The organism is Escherichia sp. WS33, assembly GCF_046486385.1.
Taxonomy (GTDB): domain Bacteria; phylum Pseudomonadota; class Gammaproteobacteria; order Enterobacterales; family Enterobacteriaceae; genus ECMA0423.
On the sequence record NZ_JBJQLJ010000014.1, the window covers coordinates 83,940 to 102,416 of the forward strand.

Below are 18,477 nucleotides of genomic sequence, written 5' to 3' on the forward strand. Positions count from 1 at the left end.
GTCCACTACGTAATTTCAGGGACAGATAACGCATTTGAACAGACAATCCACTGCTACTCAATTACAGCAAAAAAGTGCTTCGCTCAGCAAAATGCTGCTTCTCATTTGGTGGTTAACAGCAGCTGGAGTATGGGCTACGGCAGGCTGTGCCTGGATATTTCAGCATTTGCATTGGGTTACGTCACAAAAGTCTCCAGGTGCGTTTGTCTTCGCTTTGGCTGCGCTGATAATAGGTGGTCTCTGGTTAAACAACGCCCTGAAAAGACTGAATGTATCAGGCGCATGTCTGGTCTATCTGCTAATAATCCTTCTTGTTGGCTTTCTCTTCGCCAGCCTTTATACCTTTTCGAGCATAGCGACGGTAATGGGAATTACGGGAGGGATGTTTGCCGCAATGGCGCTGATTTGCTCTTGTAGTAATAGGGTTATCCCACCAGTCAGACAGTTATATTCATATATTTTCTGTGGTTTGAGTATTGCTTTTGTTGTTAACCTGATCCTTACCAGCAGTTTTTCCGTGTGGTTAGCGAGTATTTTGACTGTCTTTATCTGGGGCATTACGGCTGCCTGTGAAGCAACAACACTGGAAGATTTGATCCGTGTTGCCGACACCTCTGAAATTTCAGGTTCTCTTCGCTGTATCGTTCCTGGGGCAATAACACTCTATTTTAGTATTTTAAGCGTCCTCTTTAGAATTACTGTAACAGTTCTTGAATTTATTAATGGTTTAGTGTGGTAGTGCGAATTGACGAGTTTTATTGCGTTAATTGGAATAGATAATGATATTTAACTTAAGGATATAAAAATAATGAATTCGCGCTCAGCAAATAACATAACTAATGATTTTCAGCACGAAGCCAGGATATTAAACAGCATATGGCTCATTACCGCTTTAGGTTTGGTGGCAACCGCAGGACTGGCCTGGGGAGCTAAGTATCTCGAAATTACGGCAACCAAATATGATTCACCAACAATGTATGTCGCCATAGGGTTATTATTAGTTTGTATGTATGGCTTAAGTAAGGATATCAACAAGATAAATGCCGTCATCGCAGGCGTAATATATCTGTTTTTACTCTCTTTGGTGGCGATTGTCGTTGCAAGTTTAGCTCCTGTACCTGCCATTATCGTCGTGTTCAGCACTGCGGGCGCGATGTTTTTAATCAGTATGCTGGCCGGTTTATTATTTAATGTTGATCCTGGTTCTCACCGTTTTATCATTATGATGACGTTGACAGGGTTGGCCCTGGTGATCATCATGAATGCCGCATTAATGAGTGAACGACCCGTTTGGGTAATAAGTTGCTTAATGATTGTGTTATGGTCAGGCATTATCTCGCATGGACGAAATAAGCTCCTTGAATTGGCGGGGAAATGCCATAGTGAAGAGTTGTGGAGTCCGGTTCGTTGCGCTGTTACAGGTGCATTAACACTCTATTACTATTTTATCGGCTTCTTTGGGATACTTGCCGCGATAGCTATAACGCTTGTCTGGCAAAGGCATACGCGTTTTTTTCATTAGTCGTAAATGCAGATACTAAAGAACTTAACTAAACTTCACATCGCCGCTTCATTTTTCGCCCGTAGCTTCTTCGCCTGGCTTTCCAGTAGCAGGTAACAGATCAGCGCCAGCAGCAGCGGGATAAAGTAATACAGGACGCGATAAGCGAGCAGGGCGGCGATAATGCTCCCTTTCGAGGTATGCTCCCCAGCCAGTAGTGCGATAAACACCGCTTCCAGCACACCGATCCCCGCCGGAATATGCACGATGACGCCAGCAATACTACTAACCAGTAACACGCCCAGTACAAAGAAATAGTTCACGCTTTGACCAAGTAACAGCCAGATAATCGCCCCCATTACCATCCAGTTAACGCTGGAAATCAGCATCTGAGCGAGGGCGAATTTCCATGAAGGCAGCACCAGCTTTTGCCCTTTGATGGTCATATGGCGGTGCTTCGCGAAAGCGCAAAACCACAAATAAACCGCGATAATCATCAGTAAGCCAATGCCGAGAATACGCAGCGTAGTTTGATCGACATACCAGTGATCCGGCAACTCCACCACGCCTGCGGTAAAGATAATCCCTGCCAGTAAAATATAGCCCAGCCAGTTGGTGGTAATACTGAGCGAGAAAATCCGCGTAATAGTGCTGCCCGGTAACCCTAGTCGGGAGTACAAACGATAGCGCATACCAATGCCGCCGACCCAGGTACTGAGCGTCAGGTTGAAGGCGTAGCAGATAAACGACACCAGCATCACCTGGCGCTTCGCCAGTTTGTGACCGCAGTAAAAGCGGGCGAGCAGGTCATAGCAGCCGTAAATCAGATAGCTGACGACCACCAGCCCGACCGCACTAAGCAGCGCAACGCGATTGTAGTCGCGGATGACCTTCCAGACCTCTTCCCAGTCCACTTTTTTGGCGTAGACCACCAGCAACACAATCACCGCGATAAAAAACAGCCAGGTGAGGATCTTCTTTGCTAAGCGCCAGCGCGGGTGTGATTTACTCATCAGGGTTTACCCCCGTGTTTTCAGTTTCTACCCGATCCTGCGTTTCCATTGTCGGTTGTGCGGGCGGATCAACCTGCGCCAGACGTGGTGTGTGTGCCGGAAGCCAGCCAACCAGCGCCGGGAAGTGGCGTAAAAAGTGGAACGCCAGCACGCTTTTGGTCAGGTTCCACCAGGTGCGTTTCGGCAGCATGGTCTCATCGACCTGCTGACAATCTGCGGCAATAATGCCGTTCAGATTATCGCGCAGCGTCTGGTTAAAATGACGATCGTGGATGATGACATTTGCTTCGAGATTCAGTGACAAACTGAGCGGATCGAGATTACTGGACCCTACTGTCGCCCAGTGATCGTCCATCAATGCCACTTTGCCGTGGAGCGGGCGGCGGCGGTACTCAAATACCTGAACGCCGCCTTTAACCAGATAGTTATACAGCAAGCGCGCACCGACTCTGACAATCGGCATATCCGGTTCGCCCTGAATGATCAGTTTGATCCGCACCCCGCGCCGTGCCGCTTTACGCAAGGCGTGTAAAAATCGATAGCCGGGGAAGAAGTAGGCGTTGGCGATAATGACTTCTCGCCGCGCCTGAGTGAGCATTTTCAGATAGTGACGTTCAATATCATCGCGATGTTCTTCGTTATCGCGCCAGACCAGCAATACCTGCGCTTCTCCCGGCTGGCGGTTCTCTTCCGCTTTGTGATGACGTCGCCACCAGCGTCGTGCCGCGCTCTGTCCAGGCAGGTTTTCCAGCTCAAACTGGAGAATATCTTCGACAATCGGCCCTTCAAGGCGTACCGCGTAATCCTGTTTAGCCTCTGGACCGTAGCTGGACATATGCTCGGCGGAGTAATTCAGCCCGCCAATAAAGGCGATACGCGCGTCGATCACCACAATTTTGCGATGCATCCGGCGAAACACATTGGTGCGCATACCAAAAAGGCGAGGGCGGGGATCGTAGTAGCGAAATACCACGCCAGCTGCCGTCAGTTCATTGACAAACTCATCGCTGAGATCCGGCGAACCGTAGCCATCCAGCAAGACTTCCGCTTTAACCCCGCGTTGCGCTGCTGCCAGTAGTGCCGCATGCAGCTGTTTGCCGACGTCATCCTCAAACCAGATAAACGTTTCAAGAATGATGCGTTCTTGTGCCTCGCCAATCGCCTTAAACACCGCGGGATAATATTGCTCGCCGTTTTCCAGCAACTGGATCTTATTGCCTTCGCGCCAGCTACATTTCATAAATGAATCTCCGCACTTAAAGGGGCATGATCAGAAAGGTGTCGCCATGTCCGCAGCGGCAACGCGGTTGGCGCGCTGGCGCTGGCATTTTTGACGTAGATCCTGTCCAGTCGTAGTAGAGGAAATTGCACCGGAAACGTGCGCGCCGGGCGTCCGTGGACGCGGGTAAAAATCTCATCCAGTCCGGCCTGCACTTTTAACGGATGATTAGCTTTTTGCCGCCAGTCATTGAAATCACCCGCCACCAATACCGGTTCGCCGTCCGGTAGCTCATTCACCCATTCGGCGAGCATCGCAAGCTGCGCCTGACGGTGCGCCTCACGCAGGCCCAGATGTACGCACATCACATGAATCGCTTTTCCGGTCATCGGTGGCACAATGCGGCAGTAGAGCACGCCGCGCTTTTCCGCACCATCGACCGAAACATCGCGATTCTCATAATGTTCAATGGGATAACGCGACAGTACGGCGTTGCCGTGATGCCCTTCCGGGTATACGGCATTGCGACCGTAGGCAAAATCGCTCCACATCGTGTCGGCGAGAAACTCGTAGTGCGAGGTATCGGGCCAGTTTTCCACATGCAGCGGATGAACTTCGTGCGCGCCCATCACTTCCTGCAGGCAAACAATATCGGCGCTGACGGTACGCACCGCGTCGCGAAGTTCCGGCAAAATGAAGCGTCGGTTAAACGCGGTAAAACCTTTGTGAATGTTGATGGTGAGCACCTTGAACGAAAATTGTTGTGTTTGATCGGGCATAATTTTCCTGTCTTTGCCTCTTATCTCATTGAAATAGTGTAGTCGGCGTCACAAAAAGGTGCGGTCTTACGGAATTTTCCGTAAAGTTCGGTACTCTGAGTAAGTAGAGATAAATTCTTCAGGAGAGAAGCCATGAAGTGGCAACAACGTGTTCGTGTCGCAACTGGTCTAAGTTGCTGGCAGATTATGTTGCATTTACTGGTAGTGGCGCTGCTGGTGGTGGGCTGGATGAGTAAGACTCTGGTTCACGTCGGCGTGGGATTATGCGCACTGTATTGTGTCACGGTAGTGATGATGTTGGTGTTTCAGCGCCACCCCGAGCAACGCTGGCGTGAGGTGGCAGACGTGCTGGAAGAGCTGACCACGACCTGGTATTTTGGCGCAGCGCTGATTGTGCTGTGGCTGTTGTCCCGTGTACTGGAAAACAACTTTTTGCTGGCAATTGCAGGGCTGGCAATCCTTGCCGGCCCGGCGGTAGTGTCTTTGCTGGCGAAAGATAAGAAGTTACATCACCTTACGTCTAAACATCGCGTACGCCGCTGACCCTGTCGTGGCCGTTATCACCAGTAGCGGCCACAAACTATTCCACACAATATCCAGACTCGCATCCTTCAAATAAATCTGCTTGGTAATGTCCGTAAAGTGGCGAATAGGGTTAATCCACGTCAGGTTTTGCAGCCATACTGGCATGTTTTCCACCGGAGAAACGTAACCGGAAAGGAGAATGGCGGGCATCATAAAAACAAACACGCCGATAAACGCCTGCTGTTGTGTCGAGCAGAGTGATGAAATCAACAGACCGAATCCCACCAGCGATAAACCGTAAATCACCATCGTAAAGTAGAACAGCGCCAGCGATCCGGCGAAGGGGATTTGATACGCCCAGATACCAATCGCCAGCACAATGGTGGCCTGGAAGGTGGCGACAATTAACGCCGGTACGGCTTTGCCGATGAAGATCTGCCAGGTGGTGAGCGGCGAAACCAGTAGCTGATCGAGCGTACCTTGTTCACGTTCGCGGGCGACGGAAAGTGAAGTGACGATCATTACGCCGATAGTGGTGATCATGGCGATCAGCGACGGCACCACAAACCATTTGTAGTCAAGATTCGGGTTATACCAGTTGCGTACCACCAGCTCGCTGTTGTTAGGTTTCGGTTTTCCTTCCAGCAGCTCCTGCTGATAATTTTTGACGATCTGTTGCAGGTAGTTGGCGGCAATTTGCGCACTGTTGGAGTTACGCCCGTCGAGGATCAACTGCAACGGCGCGGTCTGGAAGGTATCCAGTTTGCGCGAGAAGTCAGCCGGGAAACGCACCAGTAGTAACGCCTTTTGTGTGTCGATGGTTGGGCGGATCTCCTGTGGGCTTTTCAGCAGCAGCACATGAGTAAAGGCGCTGGCGCGGGCAAAACGTTGGGTCAGCTCCACCGAATGCTCGCCGTTATCTTCATCGTAGATGGCGATGGTGGCGTTAGTCACTTCCAGCGTGGCGGCGAACGGGAACAGAATCACCTGAATAAGCACAGGTAAAATCAGAATCGCGCGGGTTTGCGGTTCGCGCAGCAGCGACTGCAACTCTTTGCGGATTAACGTCCATAAGCGATGAAACATGCTCTTCTCCCTAATCCAGCCGACGTTTGGTTTTCAGCCACGTCAGGCCGATAAACATCACCGCCGAAGCGATCAAAAACAGCACGTTTACCACCAGCACCACTGGAATATTCCCGGCGAGGAACAGGCTTTGCAGGGTGCTGACGAAATAACGAGCGGGAATAATGTACGTCACCGCGCGGATCACCGCGGGCATACTGTCGATCTGAAAAATAAAGCCAGAGAGCATAATCGACGGCAGGAACGCGGCGTTCAGGGCGACCTGAGCGGCATTGAACTGGTTGCGGGTAATCGTGGAAATCAGCAGCCCCATCCCCAGGGTACTGAGTAAAAACAGGCTGGAGATAAAAAACAGAATCAGCAGCGACCCGCGATACGGCACGCCGAGAATAAACACCGACACCAGCATACACAGCAGCATCGCCAGCATCCCGAGAAAGTAATAGGGGATCAGCTTACACAGCAGCAGCTCCGTGCGGGTAATCTCCGTAGAGAGCAGAGCCTCCATGGTGCCGCGTTCCCATTCTCGCGCCACCACCAGCGAGGTGAGAATCGCGCCGATGACCGTCATGATGATGGTCACCGCACCGGGGATAATGAAGTGCTGGCTAATCGCCGCCGGGTTAAACCAGTAGCGGGTTTGTACATCAATAAGCGGTTCAAAAGTCTGCCCGTTGTCCTCCGCTCGCTGCATTTGCCAGATCTGCCAGATCCCTTCGACATACCCCTGCACAAAGTTAGCGGTATTCGGCTCACTGCCGTCGGTGATCACCTGAATCGGTGCGGTGGCGTTGGCGCGCTCCATCTGTTCGGCGAAATCCACCGGAATAACCACCAGACCGCGAATTTTCCCCGCCTGCATTTTGGCGATCAGTTCCTGACGGTTATCGCTGATGGTGGCGTCGATGTAGGGCGAACCGGTCATAGTGTGGGTGAAATCCAGCGCCGCTTCGCTACGCTGTTCCAGTAAAATCCCGACCCGCAGCTTGCTGGAGTCGAGGTTAATGCCGTAACCAAAAATAAACAGCAGCAACAGCGGGATCACTACCGCAATCAGCCAGCTACTCGGATCGCGAACGATCTGCCGCGTCTCTTTGACGCACAGCGCCCGCACGCGACGCCAGGAAAGGATCGGGTTACTCATTGCTATGCTCCTTATCCCAGTCGTGGATCAACTGAATAAAGGCTTGCTCCATGGTGGGATCGGGTTGCTCATCGTTAGCCGACTGTGCTTTCAAATCGTCCGGCGTGCCGCTGGCGATTAATTTCCCACGGTACACCAGGCCAATGCGGTCGCAATATTCCGCTTCATCCATAAAGTGGGTGGTGACCATCACCGTGACGCCTTTCTCTACCATGCTGTTGATATGTAGCCAAAATTCACGGCGGGTGAGAGGATCAACGCCGGACGTCGGTTCGTCGAGAAACAGAATGTCCGGTTCATGCATCAGCGAACAGGCCAGCGCCAGCCGCTGTTTAAAACCTAATGGCAGTTCATCGGTGGCGTGTGAGGCAATACTTTTCAGGCCAAATGCCTCGCTCATACGGGAGATTTTTTCGTTCTGCGCCCGACCGCGTAAGCCATACACACCAGAGAAAAAGCGTAAATTCTGTTCGACCGTCAGGTTGCCGTAGAGCGAAAATTTTTGCGCCATATAGCCGAGATGCTGGCGCGCTTTACCGGAACTCTCTTTCAGATCCATCCCCAGCACCAGCGCCTGGCCAGAGGTCGGCACCAGCAAACCGCACATCATCTTAAAGGTGGTCGATTTACCCGCGCCGTTTGGCCCCAGCAAACCAAAAATCTCCCCACGTTTAACGGCAAAGTTGACGTGATCGGTGGCGGCAAAATCACCAAATTTCTTGGTCAGTTCTTTCGCTTCGATCACCGTCTCGCCGGGTGTGCCTTCTACCGTATGCAATATTGCACCCAGCGGCGATTCTGAGGTTCCGGCACCGCCCAGCAAATCAATAAACGCATCTTCAAAACGCGGCGTAGTTTCGTTGATGTTGATTTCCGGCATCCCGTCGGCATGGCGAATATCGTCTGGTGTGGCCTCTTTTTTGAGGATCAGACGTACCGATTTCCCCTGAATCATGCCGTCGCTGACCTGCGGCAGTTTCAAGGCGCGTTGCAACAGTTTGCGGTTGCCCTCGTGTGGACTGGTCATCAGAAAGCTGCGTCCGGCCATGGTTTGTGTCAGGGCTTTTGGTTCTCCCTGATACAGCAACTCGCCTTCGTTCATCAGTAACACGTCACGGCACTGCTCGGCTTCGTCGAGATACGAGGTACTCCAGAGGATTAACATCCCTTCGCCCGCCAGCTCATGCACCATCTGCCACAGTTCGCGCCGTGAGATAGGGTCAACGCCGACGCCGGGTTCATCGAGCAGCAACACTTTCGGTTCGCCCACCAGGGTACAGGCCAGGCCGAGTTTTTGTTTCATCCCACCGGAGAGCTTGCCCGCCAGGCGTCCGGTAAACGGGCCAAGAGATGTAAACTCCAGCAGGCGAGCAAAAGTTTGCTTACGTGCCTCGCCGGTGACGCTGCGCAAATCCGCGTACAGATTGAGGTTCTCCATCACCGTCAGATCTTCATACAGACCAAATTTCTGCGGCATATAGCCGAGCACGGCGTGCAGCGCGCCGTCGTTTTTGATCGGATCAAAGCCAATCACCGTGGCATTGCCGCTGTCGGGTTTCAGTAATCCCGCCAGCATCCGCATTAGCGTGGTTTTACCTGCACCATCCGGCCCCACCAGCCCCGTCACATAACCGGCGTGAATGGTACAGTCGAGCGGCGCGACGGCGGGCTTGTCCATGCCCGGAAAGCGTTTTTCCAGGCCGTTCAGCGTGATAACGGCATCATTCATGTCCTGCCTCGTCACCGAATTGTACCGTCACTGGCATTCCCTGGCGTAACGCATCATCGGCGTCGGTCACCACAATACGCAGGCGATAGACGAGGTCGGTACGCAGATCCGGCGTTTCGACGGTTTTCGGGGTAAATTCAGCAGTCGGCGAAACGAAACCAATCTGCCCGTGATAGGGCTTGTCCGGGCGACCATCGGTATAAAGCAGCACTTTGCGCCCCGGCTGGGCCTGGTCAAGATTCCGTTCATCAACATAAGCGCGCACCCACACCGGACGCGTTAGTGAAACGGTAAACACCGTGCCACCTTCATTGAGAACCGTGCCTGGCTCCACCGCGCGCGTTAACAGCGTGCCATCAGACGGTGCTATCAACGTTGAGTCTTGTAAATTCAGCTCCGCCTGCGCCAGTTGCGCCTGCGCCTGTTCGAGGCTGGCTTTCGCCTGAGCGATGTCCTGTTCACGGTTACCGGAACGGTACTGACGCAATTTATCCTGTGCTGATTTCAGCGTTGCCTGCGCCTGGTCGCGCGAGGAGCGGGCATTTTCCAGGTCATTTGCCGAAATAGTGCGGCTTTTCCACAACCCTTGCTGGCGGTTATAGAAGTTCTGCGCATAGTCATAGGCGGCTTGCGCCTGTTTCACCGCAGCGGCGGCCTGAGCGATTTCTTCATCGCGATACCCGGCAAGCATCAGGTCATACTGCGCCTGTGCCACCGAGACGCCCGCTTTCGCCTGCATCAGGGCAATCTCATACGGCTTGTGATCCAGTTCGCCCAGCACCTGGCCCGCTTTGATAGCATCACCTTCGTCCACCGCCAGCGATTCAACGCGCCCCCCAACACGGAAACTAAGATTCACCGTACGAATATCCACGTTGCCATACAGCGTCAGGCCGTTATCCTGGCGGCTTTGATACCACCAGTAGCCTCCGGCAACCACGGCGGCAAGTACCACTACCGCCAGTCCGATCACGACAGGTTTTTTCATCACTACAAACTCCTTTGCGATAATCCTTGCAAAATCAGGTCGATATGACAGGTCACCGTCTGGTTGATCAGTTCGGTCTTTTCTTCATCGAACGCGGTCCAGCCGGTACGTAACAAAATGGTTTCTTTGCCAAGACGGAACGCCAGAATCTCACCAATCAACGCATGGGTGTGAAGGATCATGCGGGTATCGTTGGCGTCGCAGCCGGTCCAGGCGGCAATCAGGCGTGTCAGGTGGCTGTGTAGCGGACTAATCACCTGTTCGTGCACCAGGTGGTAGGCTGCCGTGGGAGAGAGCTGCTCACGGGAGATAAACTTGCTGAGGTTGACGGTGTCATCCTGGGTGAGCAGCTTAATCATGTTCCTGCAGGCGCGAAGGATCAGTTCACGGATAGCTGCGCGATCAGGCTGTGGTTGTGCGAACAAGCATTCGGCTTCTTCGGCGTGCGGACGAAACTGCTCGCCAATGAAATCGGCAATCCATTGGGCGCAGGCGAGGTACAAATCTTCTTTCGAACCGAAGTAATAGGTGATGGCAGCGATATTCTGCCCGGCCTGGGCGGCTATCTCGCGGGTGGTGGCGTTCATTCCATATTCACCAAACTGCGCCAGTGCGGCAGCAATCAGCTGTTTTTTCGCCTGTTCACCCTTGATTGTCATGGCAGGATTATTCATCGCACAGTCCATTCTTAATCAAATGATTGATTAAGATTATGACTCCATAGGGGAGTTGTCCAGTATGGCTAAGAATTTTGGCTACGCCAGTCACAGGGATAATTTATGCGCTGTGTCACAAAAACTGCTACACTCCGCTCCCTCATGACATTGTGGTTTTTGTCATTTTCCTTTTCAGTATCTCCCTGAAAACTACACCGGTAACGGTCGGGGCGGTTCGGAGTAGTTATGTCTTTCGATTCTTTGGGTTTAAGCCCTGATATCCTGCGCGCCGTTGCCGAGCAGGGTTACCGTGAACCCACCCCTATTCAGCAGCAGGCGATCCCTGCGGTGCTGGAAGGCCGCGACCTGATGGCTAGCGCCCAGACCGGTACCGGTAAAACAGCGGGCTTTACGCTGCCGCTGTTGCAACACCTGATCACTCGCCAGCCGCACGCCAAAGGGCGTCGTCCGGTACGTGCGCTCATTCTTACCCCGACCCGTGAACTGGCTGCGCAGATTGGCGAAAACGTCCGTGATTACAGCAAATATTTGAACATTCGTTCGCTGGTGGTGTTTGGCGGTGTCAGCATTAACCCGCAAATGATGAAGCTGCGCGGCGGCGTTGATGTTCTGGTGGCAACACCGGGACGTTTGCTGGACCTGGAACATCAAAATGCAGTGAAGCTGGATCAGGTTGAAATCCTCGTCCTCGATGAAGCTGACCGCATGCTCGACATGGGCTTTATCCACGATATCCGTCGCGTGTTAACAAAACTGCCAGCGAAACGCCAGAACCTGCTGTTCTCTGCGACCTTCTCTGACGATATTAAAGCCCTGGCGGAAAAACTGTTGCACAACCCGCTGGAAATCGAAGTGGCACGCCGCAATACCGCGTCTGATCAGGTGACACAGCACGTTCACTTTGTCGATAAGAAACGTAAACGGGAACTGTTGTCGCACATGATTGGCAAAGGGAACTGGCAGCAGGTGCTGGTGTTTACCCGTACCAAACATGGCGCTAACCATCTGGCTGAACAGCTCAATAAAGATGGCATCCGCAGTGCGGCGATCCACGGTAATAAATCGCAAGGTGCGCGTACCCGTGCGCTGGCCGATTTTAAATCGGGTGACATTCGCGTACTGGTGGCAACTGACATCGCTGCGCGCGGTCTGGATATCGAAGAGTTGCCGCACGTCGTCAACTATGAACTGCCAAACGTACCGGAAGATTATGTCCACCGTATCGGGCGTACCGGTCGTGCCGCAGCCACCGGAGAAGCGTTGTCGTTGGTGTGTGTTGATGAACACAAACTGCTGCGTGATATCGAAAAACTGCTGAAAAAAGAGATCCCGCGCATTGCGATTCCGGGCTATGAGCCGGACCCGTCAATCAAAGCCGAACCGATCCAGAACGGTCGCCAGCAACGTGGCGGCGGCGGTCGTGGGCAAGGTGGTGGTCGCGGTCAACAGCAACCACGCCGTGGGGAAGGTGGCGCAAAATCTGCAAGCGCGAAACCTGCAGAAAAACCGTCTCGCCGCCTCGGCGATGCCAAACCGGCAGGCGAACAACAACGTCGCCGCCGTCCGCGTAAACCTACCGCTGCGCAGTAATCTTTTATGCCGGGCTATGCCCGGCATCAGGCTGATGAACAAACGCAAAACTGCCTGATGCGCTACGCTTATCAGGCCTACGTGAACTCTGCAATATATTGAATTTGCATGCTTTTGTAGGCCGGATAAGGCGTTTACGCCGCATCCGGCATTTCACAACAAGCACTTGTCAGCAATTTGAGAACACGGGAAAAAATTTATCTGTTTTACCGCCCATAAGCCACCGAGACGTTACTTCTCTATAGCCAATTGTTCGCGCAACTCCATTAAAAGGTAGCCCAGTCGATTCTTGCCCTTACCATTACCACCGTCTCCCCAGTAAGCATCGTTTTCCGTATGCTCAACCAGTTTTGCGGGCGCGGTTGCCAGCAAGAGCGCACGCAGTTCTGGATGCTGTTCGAATTTAGCGCGAAGTGCTTTTCGCATCACCTGTTCTTTGACCGACTCCCAGTTTTTACGCAGAGGCTTAGAACGATCGCGCCCCATGCGTGCGGCGACCATAGGGGAAGAAACCCGACGGATCTCTTCGCGGTATTTTTCATCAAGGAATTTTTGTGCCTGAAAATAGTGTTCTGAGGTGGGCCAGGTTTTCCCGTCAACCTTGATGGGCCAGGCGGCAAAGTTAGAAAAATCACCGTAGTCATCGCTGGTGCTGTAGAAATTTATGATGGTGTCTTGCATGACGTGTTGGATCCTTTGTGCTCGAACGGGCATTAAACCGCATTATGTTGGTGGTTATTGCGAGCCGCTTTCCAGAAACAGAAAAACCATTACCCCTGAAAACCGAAAAATGCCACAATATTGGCTGTTTATACAGTATTTCAGGTTTTCTCATGGCATTAACCGCCGCGCTTAAAGCGCAAATTGCCGCCTGGTATAAGGCGCTTCAGGAACAGATCCCCGACTTTATTCCCCGTGCGCCGCAGCGGCAGATGATTGCGGACGTCGCCAAAACGCTGGCCGGAGAAGAAGGGCGGCATCTGGCGATTGAAGCCCCCACCGGCGTTGGGAAAACGCTCTCCTATTTGATCCCCGGCATCGCCATTGCCCGCGAAGAGCAAAAAACGCTGGTGGTGAGTACCGCCAACGTGGCGTTGCAGGATCAGATTTACAGCAAAGATTTACCGCTGCTGAAAAAGATCATTCCCGATCTTAAATTCACTGCCGCTTTTGGGCGTGGGCGCTACGTTTGCCCGCGTAATCTGACGGCGCTCGCCAGCACTGAGCCCACGCAACAGGATCTGCTGGCGTTTCTTGACGACGAACTGACGCCAAATAATCAGGAAGAGCAAAAACGTTGTGCGAAGCTGAAGGGCGATCTCGACACTTATAAATGGGATGGTCTGCGCGATCATACTGATATCGCTATAGATGACGATCTCTGGCGTCGTTTAAGTACCGACAAAGCCAGCTGCCTCAACCGCAACTGTTACTACTATCGTGAATGCCCGTTTTTTGTTGCTCGTCGGGAGATTCAGGAAGCGGAAGTGGTGGTGGCAAACCATGCGCTGGTGATGGCGGCGATGGAAAGCGAAGCCGTACTACCTGACCCGAAAAATCTGCTGCTGGTGCTGGACGAAGGTCATCACCTGCCAGATGTGGCCCGGGATGCGCTGGAGATGAGTGCCGAAATCACCGCGCCCTGGTATCGACTACAGCTGGACTTGTTCACGAAACTGGTCGCTACCTGCATGGAGCAGTTTCGCCCGAAGACCATCCCACCGCTGGCGATCCCTGAACGTTTGAATGCGCATTGTGAAGAGTTGTATGAGCTTATCGCCTCGTTAAACAACATTCTCAATCTCTACATGCCTGCCGGGCAGGAGGCAGAGCACCGTTTTGCGATGGGCGAACTGCCTGATGAAGTGCTGGAGATCTGCCAGCGGCTGGCAAAACTCACCGAGATGCTGCGTGGTCTGGCGGAGTTATTTCTTAACGATTTAAGTGAGAAAACCGGCAGCCACGATATTGTGCGTCTGCATCGGTTGATTTTGCAGATGAACCGCGCGTTGGGGATGTTCGAGGCGCAAAGCAAACTCTGGCGGCTGGCGTCTCTGGCGCAATCTTCCGGTGCGCCGGTGACCAAATGGGCGACGCGGGAAGAGCGCGAAGGGCAGCTGCATCTCTGGTTTCACTGCGTGGGGATACGTGTCAGCGATCAGCTGGAAAGGCTGCTGTGGCGCAGTATTCCGCACATTATTGTCACCTCCGCAACCTTGCGTTCGCTGAACAGTTTTTCGCGTTTGCAGGAGATGAGCGGGCTGAAAGAGAAAGCGGGCGACCGTTTTGTGGCGCTGGATTCCCCCTTTAACCACTGCGAACAGGGCAAAATTGTTATTCCCCGGATGCGCGTTGAGCCTTCCATCGACAACGAAGAGCAGCATATTGCCGAAATGGCGGCCTTTTTCCGTGAGCAGGTGGAGAGCAAAAAACATCTCGGTATGTTGGTACTGTTTGCCAGCGGACGGGCGATGCAGCGCTTTCTCGACTATGTGACGGATTTACGCCTGATGCTGCTGGTGCAGGGCGATCAGCCGCGTTATCGCTTAGTTGAACTGCACCGCAAACGCGTTGCCAACGGTGAGCATAGTGTGCTGGTGGGCTTACAGTCATTTGCCGAAGGGCTTGATTTGAAAGGTGATCTGCTCAGCCAGGTGCATATCCACAAAATCGCTTTTCCGCCCATCGACAGCCCGGTGGTGATCACCGAAGGGGAATGGCTGAAAAGCCTCAACCGCTATCCGTTTGAGGTGCAAAGCCTGCCGAGCGCCTCGTTTAACCTGATTCAGCAGGTTGGGCGACTGATTCGAAGCCACGGTTGCTGGGGCGAAGTGGTTATCTACGACAAACGCTTGCTGACCAAAAATTATGGCAAGCGACTACTGGATGCATTACCGGTATTTCCGATAGAGCAACCGGAAGTCCCTGAAGGTATAGTTAAAAAGAAAGAAAAAACGAAATCCCCACGCCGTCGGCGGCGTTAATGATGTGAGTCAGGTAAGGAGTCGTAAATGGACTATCGCAAAATCATTAAAGAGATCGGGCGCGGGAAAAACCACGCGCGCGATTTAGACCGGGATACTGCGCGCGGTCTGTATGCCCATATGCTCAATGGTGAAGTCCCTGACCTTGAGTTGGGCGGCGTATTGATTGCGCTACGTATCAAAGGGGAAGGGGAAGCAGAGATGCTCGGCTTTTACGAAGCCATGCAAAATCACACCATCAAGCTGACGCCGCCTGCAGGCAAGCCGATGCCGATTGTCATCCCCAGTTACAACGGCGCGCGTAAACAGGCCAACCTGACGCCGTTGTTGGCGATTCTCCTGCACAAACTCGGTTTTCCTGTGGTGGTTCACGGGGTTAGCGAAGATCCAACCCGCGTGCTGACTGAAACCATTTTTGAATTGATGGGTATTACGCCAACGTTGCACGGCGGGCAGGCGCAGGCGAAGCTCGACGAACATCAACCGGTGTTTATGCCAGTCGGCGCGTTTTGCCCGCCGCTGGAAAAACAACTGGCGATGCGCTGGCGGATGGGCGTGCGTAACAGTGCACATACCCTGGCGAAACTGGCGACGCCATTTGCCGAAGGTGAGGCGCTGCGTCTTTCCAGCGTTTCGCATCCGGAATACATTGGACGCGTCGCGAAGTTCTTTAGCGATATCGGCGGGCGGGCGCTACTAATGCATGGTACTGAAGGTGAAGTGTATGCTAATCCGCAGCGCTGCCCGCAGATCAATCTCATTGACCGTGAAGGGATGCGGGTGCTGTATGAAAAACAGGACACTGCTGGTAGCGAGTTACTGCCACAAGCAAAAGATCCGGAAACCACGGCGCAGTGGATTGAGCGTTGCCTTGCTGGCAGCGAACCGATTCCCGAATCGCTGAAAATCCAGATGGCTTGCTGCCTGGTGGCTACGGGTGAAGCGGCAACTATCAGCGACGGCCTGGCGCGCGTTAATCAGGCATTTTAATTCTTTTCTCAGCCGGATGAGCCATGTCATCCGGCTTTTACCCCACCGCAATATGAAATTCCTGCATCTTTATTGACCTTCCCACGCCCGGCGTGCAGCATAAAAAAACAACAAACACATAACATAAACAGGAGTTAACCATGGAAAGTGGTCATCGCTTTGATGCTCAGACGCTGCACAGTTTTATTCAGGCTGTATTTCGTCAGATGGGTAGCGAGGAACAAGAAGCGAAATTAGTGGCCGATCATTTAATCGCGGCAAACCTGGCAGGGCATGATTCTCATGGTATTGGCATGATCCCAAGCTATGTGCGTTCCTGGAGTCAGGGGCATCTGCAAATTAACCATCATGCCAAAATCGTTAAAGAGGCGGGGGCGGCAGTCACGCTCGATGGCGATCGCGCATTTGGTCAGGTCGCGGCACATGAAGCGATGGCGCTGGGGATTGAGAAAGCGCATCAGCACGGTATTGCCGCCGTGGCGCTACATAACTCGCATCATATCGGCCGTATCGGTTACTGGGCGGAGCAGTGTGCAGCGGCGGGGTTTGTCTCTATCCACTTTGTTAGCGTGGTCGGTATTCCAATGGTCGCGCCGTTCCACGGTCGCGACAGCCGCTTTGGCACCAATCCGTTCTGTGTGGTTTTCCCTCGTAAAGATAATTTCCCGCTGTTGCTTGATTACGCCACCAGCGCCATTGCATTTGGCAAAACCCGCGTCGCCTGGCATAAAGGCGTCCCCGTGCCGCCAGGTTGCCTGATTGACGTTAACGGCGTGCCGACGACCAATCCGGCGGTAATGCAGGAGTCGCCGTTGGGTTCGCTGTTGACCTTTGCCGAACATAAAGGCTACGCCCTTGCAGCGATGTGTGAAATTCTTGGCGGGGCGCTTTCCGGCGGTAAAACGACGCATCAGGAAACGTTACAAACCAGTCCCGATGCCATTCTTAACTGCATGACCACTATCATCATCAACCCGGAACTCTTCGGCGCGCCGGATTGTAGCGCGCAGACCGAAGCCTTTGCCGAGTGGGTGAAAGCCTCGCCGCATGATGATGATAAGCCGATTTTGCTACCGGGCGAGTGGGAAGTGAACACGCGTCGCGAACGGCAGGAGCAGGGGATTCCATTGGATGCGGGAAGCTGGCAGGCCATTTGTGATGCGGCGCGGCAGATTGGTATGTCGGAAGAGACGTTGCAGGCTTTCTGTCAGCAGTTAGCCAGCTAAAAAAAGCCCGTCCAGTAACGGACGGGCAAACAAGGGTAATATAGGATCAATGAGGGTTAGAGCATATGCGTCTGTCGGCAAACAGACAGGGAAATACTTGTGCTGGACGTAGCGTAAACGCCTGATCCGTCCAACGGTTCGGATTTTGTAGGCCTGATAAGACGCGGTAGCGTCGCATCAGGCATCTGTTGCCGGATGCGGCGTAAACGCCTTATCCGTCCTACGAATTACTTATAAATTACCGCAGTACCGCTTAATTTATTGTTGTTGGTGGCGGAAGTGATGCTGTATCCACTGGCACCGGCTGCCGCGGCTTTCTCAGCCAGTTTCGCTTCCAGGGCATCGAGGGTGGATGCGCCATCGGCAGAAACCACGCCGATTTTATTCATGTTCTGTGCCTGGGATGCCGTTACCGGTTCCGCGGCAAACACGCCAAATGACAGAGTTGAAAGAGCCATAGCAGCAACAACAGTATTGATAGTTTTCATAATTAATCTCTCGCAGGTGATTTTTGTATAAGTGACGTTGTTTCGTCGATGTGATGAGTATCACGTTTTTTTACGAGAGATAAAATCGAAGAGAATTGACCGCCTTGTTCAAATAAATTGATTGATATCTAACCTACTGATAAACCATTTATTTGTTGTACTTATGAACTTGTTTTATACCGCGTGGCAGTCACAGCAGCGTTAAAGGCACGGAATGCCACGCAAAATACAAATTATACTCGCTATGCATCTCGCCAGTTGTAGTTAACGTAACTGGCTGTCTTTCGAACCTCTGCGATTATATCCTGTATAAGCTGGTTTTTGTAAATCTTTCTCCTGCTGACAATGAATACATAAGCGCACGCCAGGAATGGCTTCCCGACGGGCCTGCGGGATGGGGGCACCGCACTCTTCACATTCATCCAGGCTTTCGCCGCGCGGAATTTCACCCCGAGCGCGGGAAATCGCATCTTCAATTGTACTGTTGATCTGTTCGTTGACGGCGTCATCGTTAGCCCAACCGGATGCCATATCGACC

General features: G+C 52.9%; 19 protein-coding genes. 8 read left to right on the forward strand and 11 right to left on the reverse strand.

What is annotated here, in order from left to right; genetic code table 11:
- The first annotated feature begins 34 nt into the window (after window positions 1-34).
- Window positions 35-739, forward strand: coding sequence for a Bax inhibitor-1 family protein (locus tag ACJHXA_RS13335; RefSeq protein ID WP_001299026.1), 705 nt, complete (start codon window positions 35-37; stop codon window positions 737-739).
- A gap of 69 nt (window positions 740-808) precedes the next feature.
- On the forward strand, window positions 809-1,522 hold the full coding sequence (locus ACJHXA_RS13340) for a Bax inhibitor-1/YccA family protein (protein ID WP_001088641.1): 714 nt from the start codon (window positions 809-811) through the stop codon (window positions 1,520-1,522).
- A gap of 35 nt (window positions 1,523-1,557) precedes the next feature.
- Here ACJHXA_RS13340 and ACJHXA_RS13345 read toward each other — a convergent pair whose 3' ends face one another.
- The 3 genes from ACJHXA_RS13345 to ACJHXA_RS13355 are packed head-to-tail and all read right to left on the reverse strand — an operon-like array spanning window position 1,558 to window position 4,512.
- The gene (locus ACJHXA_RS13345) at window positions 1,558-2,514 is read right to left on the reverse strand and encodes a YbhN family protein (RefSeq protein ID WP_000045448.1); all 957 of its coding nucleotides are present in this window, start codon (window positions 2,512-2,514) and stop codon (window positions 1,558-1,560) included.
- Complete coding sequence (clsB, locus tag ACJHXA_RS13350; protein WP_001532482.1) at window positions 2,507-3,754, reverse strand: cardiolipin synthase ClsB; 1,248 nt, start codon at window positions 3,752-3,754, stop codon at window positions 2,507-2,509. The genes ACJHXA_RS13345 and clsB overlap by 8 nt, the downstream gene beginning before the upstream one ends.
- Window positions 3,751-4,512 carry an endonuclease/exonuclease/phosphatase family protein gene (locus tag ACJHXA_RS13355; RefSeq protein WP_001113351.1) on the reverse strand — a complete coding sequence of 254 codons (762 nt, stop codon included), beginning with the start codon at window positions 4,510-4,512 and terminating at the stop codon, window positions 3,751-3,753. The genes clsB and ACJHXA_RS13355 overlap by 4 nt, the downstream gene beginning before the upstream one ends.
- 132 nt (window positions 4,513-4,644) lie before the next feature.
- Here ACJHXA_RS13355 and ACJHXA_RS13360 point away from each other — a divergent pair, with 132 nt between their 5' ends.
- On the forward strand, window positions 4,645-5,055 hold the full coding sequence (locus tag ACJHXA_RS13360; protein WP_000871982.1) for a YbhQ family protein: 411 nt from the start codon (window positions 4,645-4,647) through the stop codon (window positions 5,053-5,055).
- Here the strand turns inward: ACJHXA_RS13360 and ACJHXA_RS13365 are convergent.
- The 5 genes from ACJHXA_RS13365 to cecR are packed head-to-tail and all read right to left on the reverse strand — an operon-like array spanning window position 5,017 to window position 10,658.
- Window positions 5,017-6,123 carry an ABC transporter permease gene (locus ACJHXA_RS13365; RefSeq protein WP_000469031.1) on the reverse strand — a complete coding sequence of 369 codons (1,107 nt, stop codon included), beginning with the start codon at window positions 6,121-6,123 and terminating at the stop codon, window positions 5,017-5,019. The two genes, ACJHXA_RS13360 and ACJHXA_RS13365, sit on opposite strands and share 39 nt — an antisense overlap.
- A gap of 10 nt (window positions 6,124-6,133) precedes the next feature.
- Window positions 6,134-7,267 carry an ABC transporter permease gene (locus tag ACJHXA_RS13370; protein WP_000070131.1) on the reverse strand — a complete coding sequence of 378 codons (1,134 nt, stop codon included), beginning with the start codon at window positions 7,265-7,267 and terminating at the stop codon, window positions 6,134-6,136.
- A complete protein-coding gene (locus tag ACJHXA_RS13375) occupies window positions 7,260-8,996 on the reverse strand; it encodes an ATP-binding cassette domain-containing protein (RefSeq protein WP_000996092.1) in 1,737 nt (578 codons plus the stop codon). The genes ACJHXA_RS13370 and ACJHXA_RS13375 overlap by 8 nt, the downstream gene beginning before the upstream one ends.
- Window positions 8,989-9,984, reverse strand: a complete 996-nt coding sequence (gene hlyD / locus ACJHXA_RS13380; RefSeq protein WP_000743444.1) for a secretion protein HlyD — start codon at window positions 9,982-9,984, stop codon at window positions 8,989-8,991. The genes ACJHXA_RS13375 and hlyD overlap by 8 nt, the downstream gene beginning before the upstream one ends.
- Before the next feature lie 2 nt (window positions 9,985-9,986).
- Window positions 9,987-10,658 (reverse strand): DNA-binding transcriptional regulator CecR, encoded by a 672-nt coding sequence (gene cecR, locus ACJHXA_RS13385; RefSeq protein WP_001315358.1) that lies wholly within the window; start codon window positions 10,656-10,658, stop codon window positions 9,987-9,989.
- A 228-nt stretch (window positions 10,659-10,886) separates the two neighbouring features.
- On the opposite strand from cecR, the gene rhlE reads away from it, so the two are divergent.
- A complete protein-coding gene (gene rhlE, locus ACJHXA_RS13390) occupies window positions 10,887-12,251 on the forward strand; it encodes an ATP-dependent RNA helicase RhlE (RefSeq protein ID WP_000007102.1) in 1,365 nt (454 codons plus the stop codon).
- Window positions 12,252-12,482: 231 nt separating this feature from the next.
- Here rhlE and ybiA read toward each other — a convergent pair whose 3' ends face one another.
- The gene (ybiA, locus tag ACJHXA_RS13395) at window positions 12,483-12,965 is read right to left on the reverse strand and encodes an N-glycosidase YbiA (RefSeq protein ID WP_001145128.1); all 483 of its coding nucleotides are present in this window, start codon (window positions 12,963-12,965) and stop codon (window positions 12,483-12,485) included.
- Window positions 12,966-13,084: 119 nt separating this feature from the next.
- On the opposite strand from ybiA, the gene dinG reads away from it, so the two are divergent.
- The 4 genes from dinG (at window position 13,085) to ybiE (ending at window position 17,576) form a co-directional block, all read left to right on the forward strand.
- Window positions 13,085-15,235: an ATP-dependent DNA helicase DinG gene (dinG, locus tag ACJHXA_RS13400; RefSeq protein ID WP_001307069.1), complete on the forward strand. Its 2,151-nt coding sequence runs from the start codon at window positions 13,085-13,087 to the stop codon at window positions 15,233-15,235.
- Between the two features lie 27 nt (window positions 15,236-15,262).
- On the forward strand, window positions 15,263-16,225 hold the full coding sequence (ybiB, locus tag ACJHXA_RS13405; RefSeq protein ID WP_000386551.1) for a DNA-binding protein YbiB: 963 nt from the start codon (window positions 15,263-15,265) through the stop codon (window positions 16,223-16,225).
- 140 nt (window positions 16,226-16,365) lie between these two features.
- Entirely contained in the window at window positions 16,366-17,451 is a 1,086-nt protein-coding gene (gene hcxB / locus ACJHXA_RS13410; RefSeq protein WP_000443512.1) for a hydroxycarboxylate dehydrogenase HcXB, read from the forward strand.
- Between the two features lie 65 nt (window positions 17,452-17,516).
- Window positions 17,517-17,576: a protein YbiE gene (ybiE, locus tag ACJHXA_RS13415; RefSeq protein ID WP_211180490.1), complete on the forward strand. Its 60-nt coding sequence runs from the start codon at window positions 17,517-17,519 to the stop codon at window positions 17,574-17,576.
- A 102-nt stretch (window positions 17,577-17,678) separates the two neighbouring features.
- Here ybiE and ybiJ read toward each other — a convergent pair whose 3' ends face one another.
- Together ybiJ and ybiI are read right to left on the reverse strand one after the other, a co-directional pair.
- Window positions 17,679-17,939, reverse strand: coding sequence for a DUF1471 family protein YbiJ (ybiJ, locus tag ACJHXA_RS13420; RefSeq protein ID WP_000849301.1), 261 nt, complete (start codon window positions 17,937-17,939; stop codon window positions 17,679-17,681).
- A 264-nt stretch (window positions 17,940-18,203) separates the two neighbouring features.
- A complete protein-coding gene (ybiI, locus tag ACJHXA_RS13425) occupies window positions 18,204-18,470 on the reverse strand; it encodes a C4-type zinc finger protein YbiI (protein WP_000146369.1) in 267 nt (88 codons plus the stop codon).
- Between the last annotated feature and the right edge of the window lie 7 nt (window positions 18,471-18,477).

Excerpts from the sequence above, each read along its gene's own strand:
- ACJHXA_RS13345 (WP_000045448.1), bottom strand. The coding sequence starts at position 2,514 with ATGAGTAAATCACACCCGCGCTGGCGCTTAGCAAAGAAGATCCTCACC.
- hlyD (WP_000743444.1), bottom strand. The coding sequence starts at position 9,984 with ATGAAAAAACCTGTCGTGATCGGACTGGCGGTAGTGGTACTTGCCGCC.
- ACJHXA_RS13360 (WP_000871982.1), top strand. The coding sequence starts at position 4,645 with ATGAAGTGGCAACAACGTGTTCGTGTCGCAACTGGTCTAAGTTGCTGG.
- ybiB (WP_000386551.1), top strand. The coding sequence starts at position 15,263 with ATGGACTATCGCAAAATCATTAAAGAGATCGGGCGCGGGAAAAACCAC.
- dinG (WP_001307069.1), top strand. The coding sequence starts at position 13,085 with ATGGCATTAACCGCCGCGCTTAAAGCGCAAATTGCCGCCTGGTATAAG.
- ACJHXA_RS13370 (WP_000070131.1), bottom strand. The coding sequence starts at position 7,267 with ATGAGTAACCCGATCCTTTCCTGGCGTCGCGTGCGGGCGCTGTGCGTC.
- ybiI (WP_000146369.1), bottom strand. The coding sequence starts at position 18,470 with ATGGCATCCGGTTGGGCTAACGATGACGCCGTCAACGAACAGATCAAC.
- ybiJ (WP_000849301.1), bottom strand. The coding sequence starts at position 17,939 with ATGAAAACTATCAATACTGTTGTTGCTGCTATGGCTCTTTCAACTCTG.
- rhlE (WP_000007102.1), top strand. The coding sequence starts at position 10,887 with ATGTCTTTCGATTCTTTGGGTTTAAGCCCTGATATCCTGCGCGCCGTT.
- ACJHXA_RS13340 (WP_001088641.1), top strand. The coding sequence starts at position 809 with ATGAATTCGCGCTCAGCAAATAACATAACTAATGATTTTCAGCACGAA.
- ACJHXA_RS13375 (WP_000996092.1), bottom strand. The coding sequence starts at position 8,996 with ATGAATGATGCCGTTATCACGCTGAACGGCCTGGAAAAACGCTTTCCG.
- ACJHXA_RS13365 (WP_000469031.1), bottom strand. The coding sequence starts at position 6,123 with ATGTTTCATCGCTTATGGACGTTAATCCGCAAAGAGTTGCAGTCGCTG.
- ybiA (WP_001145128.1), bottom strand. The coding sequence starts at position 12,965 with ATGCCCGTTCGAGCACAAAGGATCCAACACGTCATGCAAGACACCATC.
- ACJHXA_RS13355 (WP_001113351.1), bottom strand. The coding sequence starts at position 4,512 with ATGCCCGATCAAACACAACAATTTTCGTTCAAGGTGCTCACCATCAAC.
- clsB (WP_001532482.1), bottom strand. The coding sequence starts at position 3,754 with ATGAAATGTAGCTGGCGCGAAGGCAATAAGATCCAGTTGCTGGAAAAC.
- hcxB (WP_000443512.1), top strand. The coding sequence starts at position 16,366 with ATGGAAAGTGGTCATCGCTTTGATGCTCAGACGCTGCACAGTTTTATT.
- cecR (WP_001315358.1), bottom strand. The coding sequence starts at position 10,658 with ATGAATAATCCTGCCATGACAATCAAGGGTGAACAGGCGAAAAAACAG.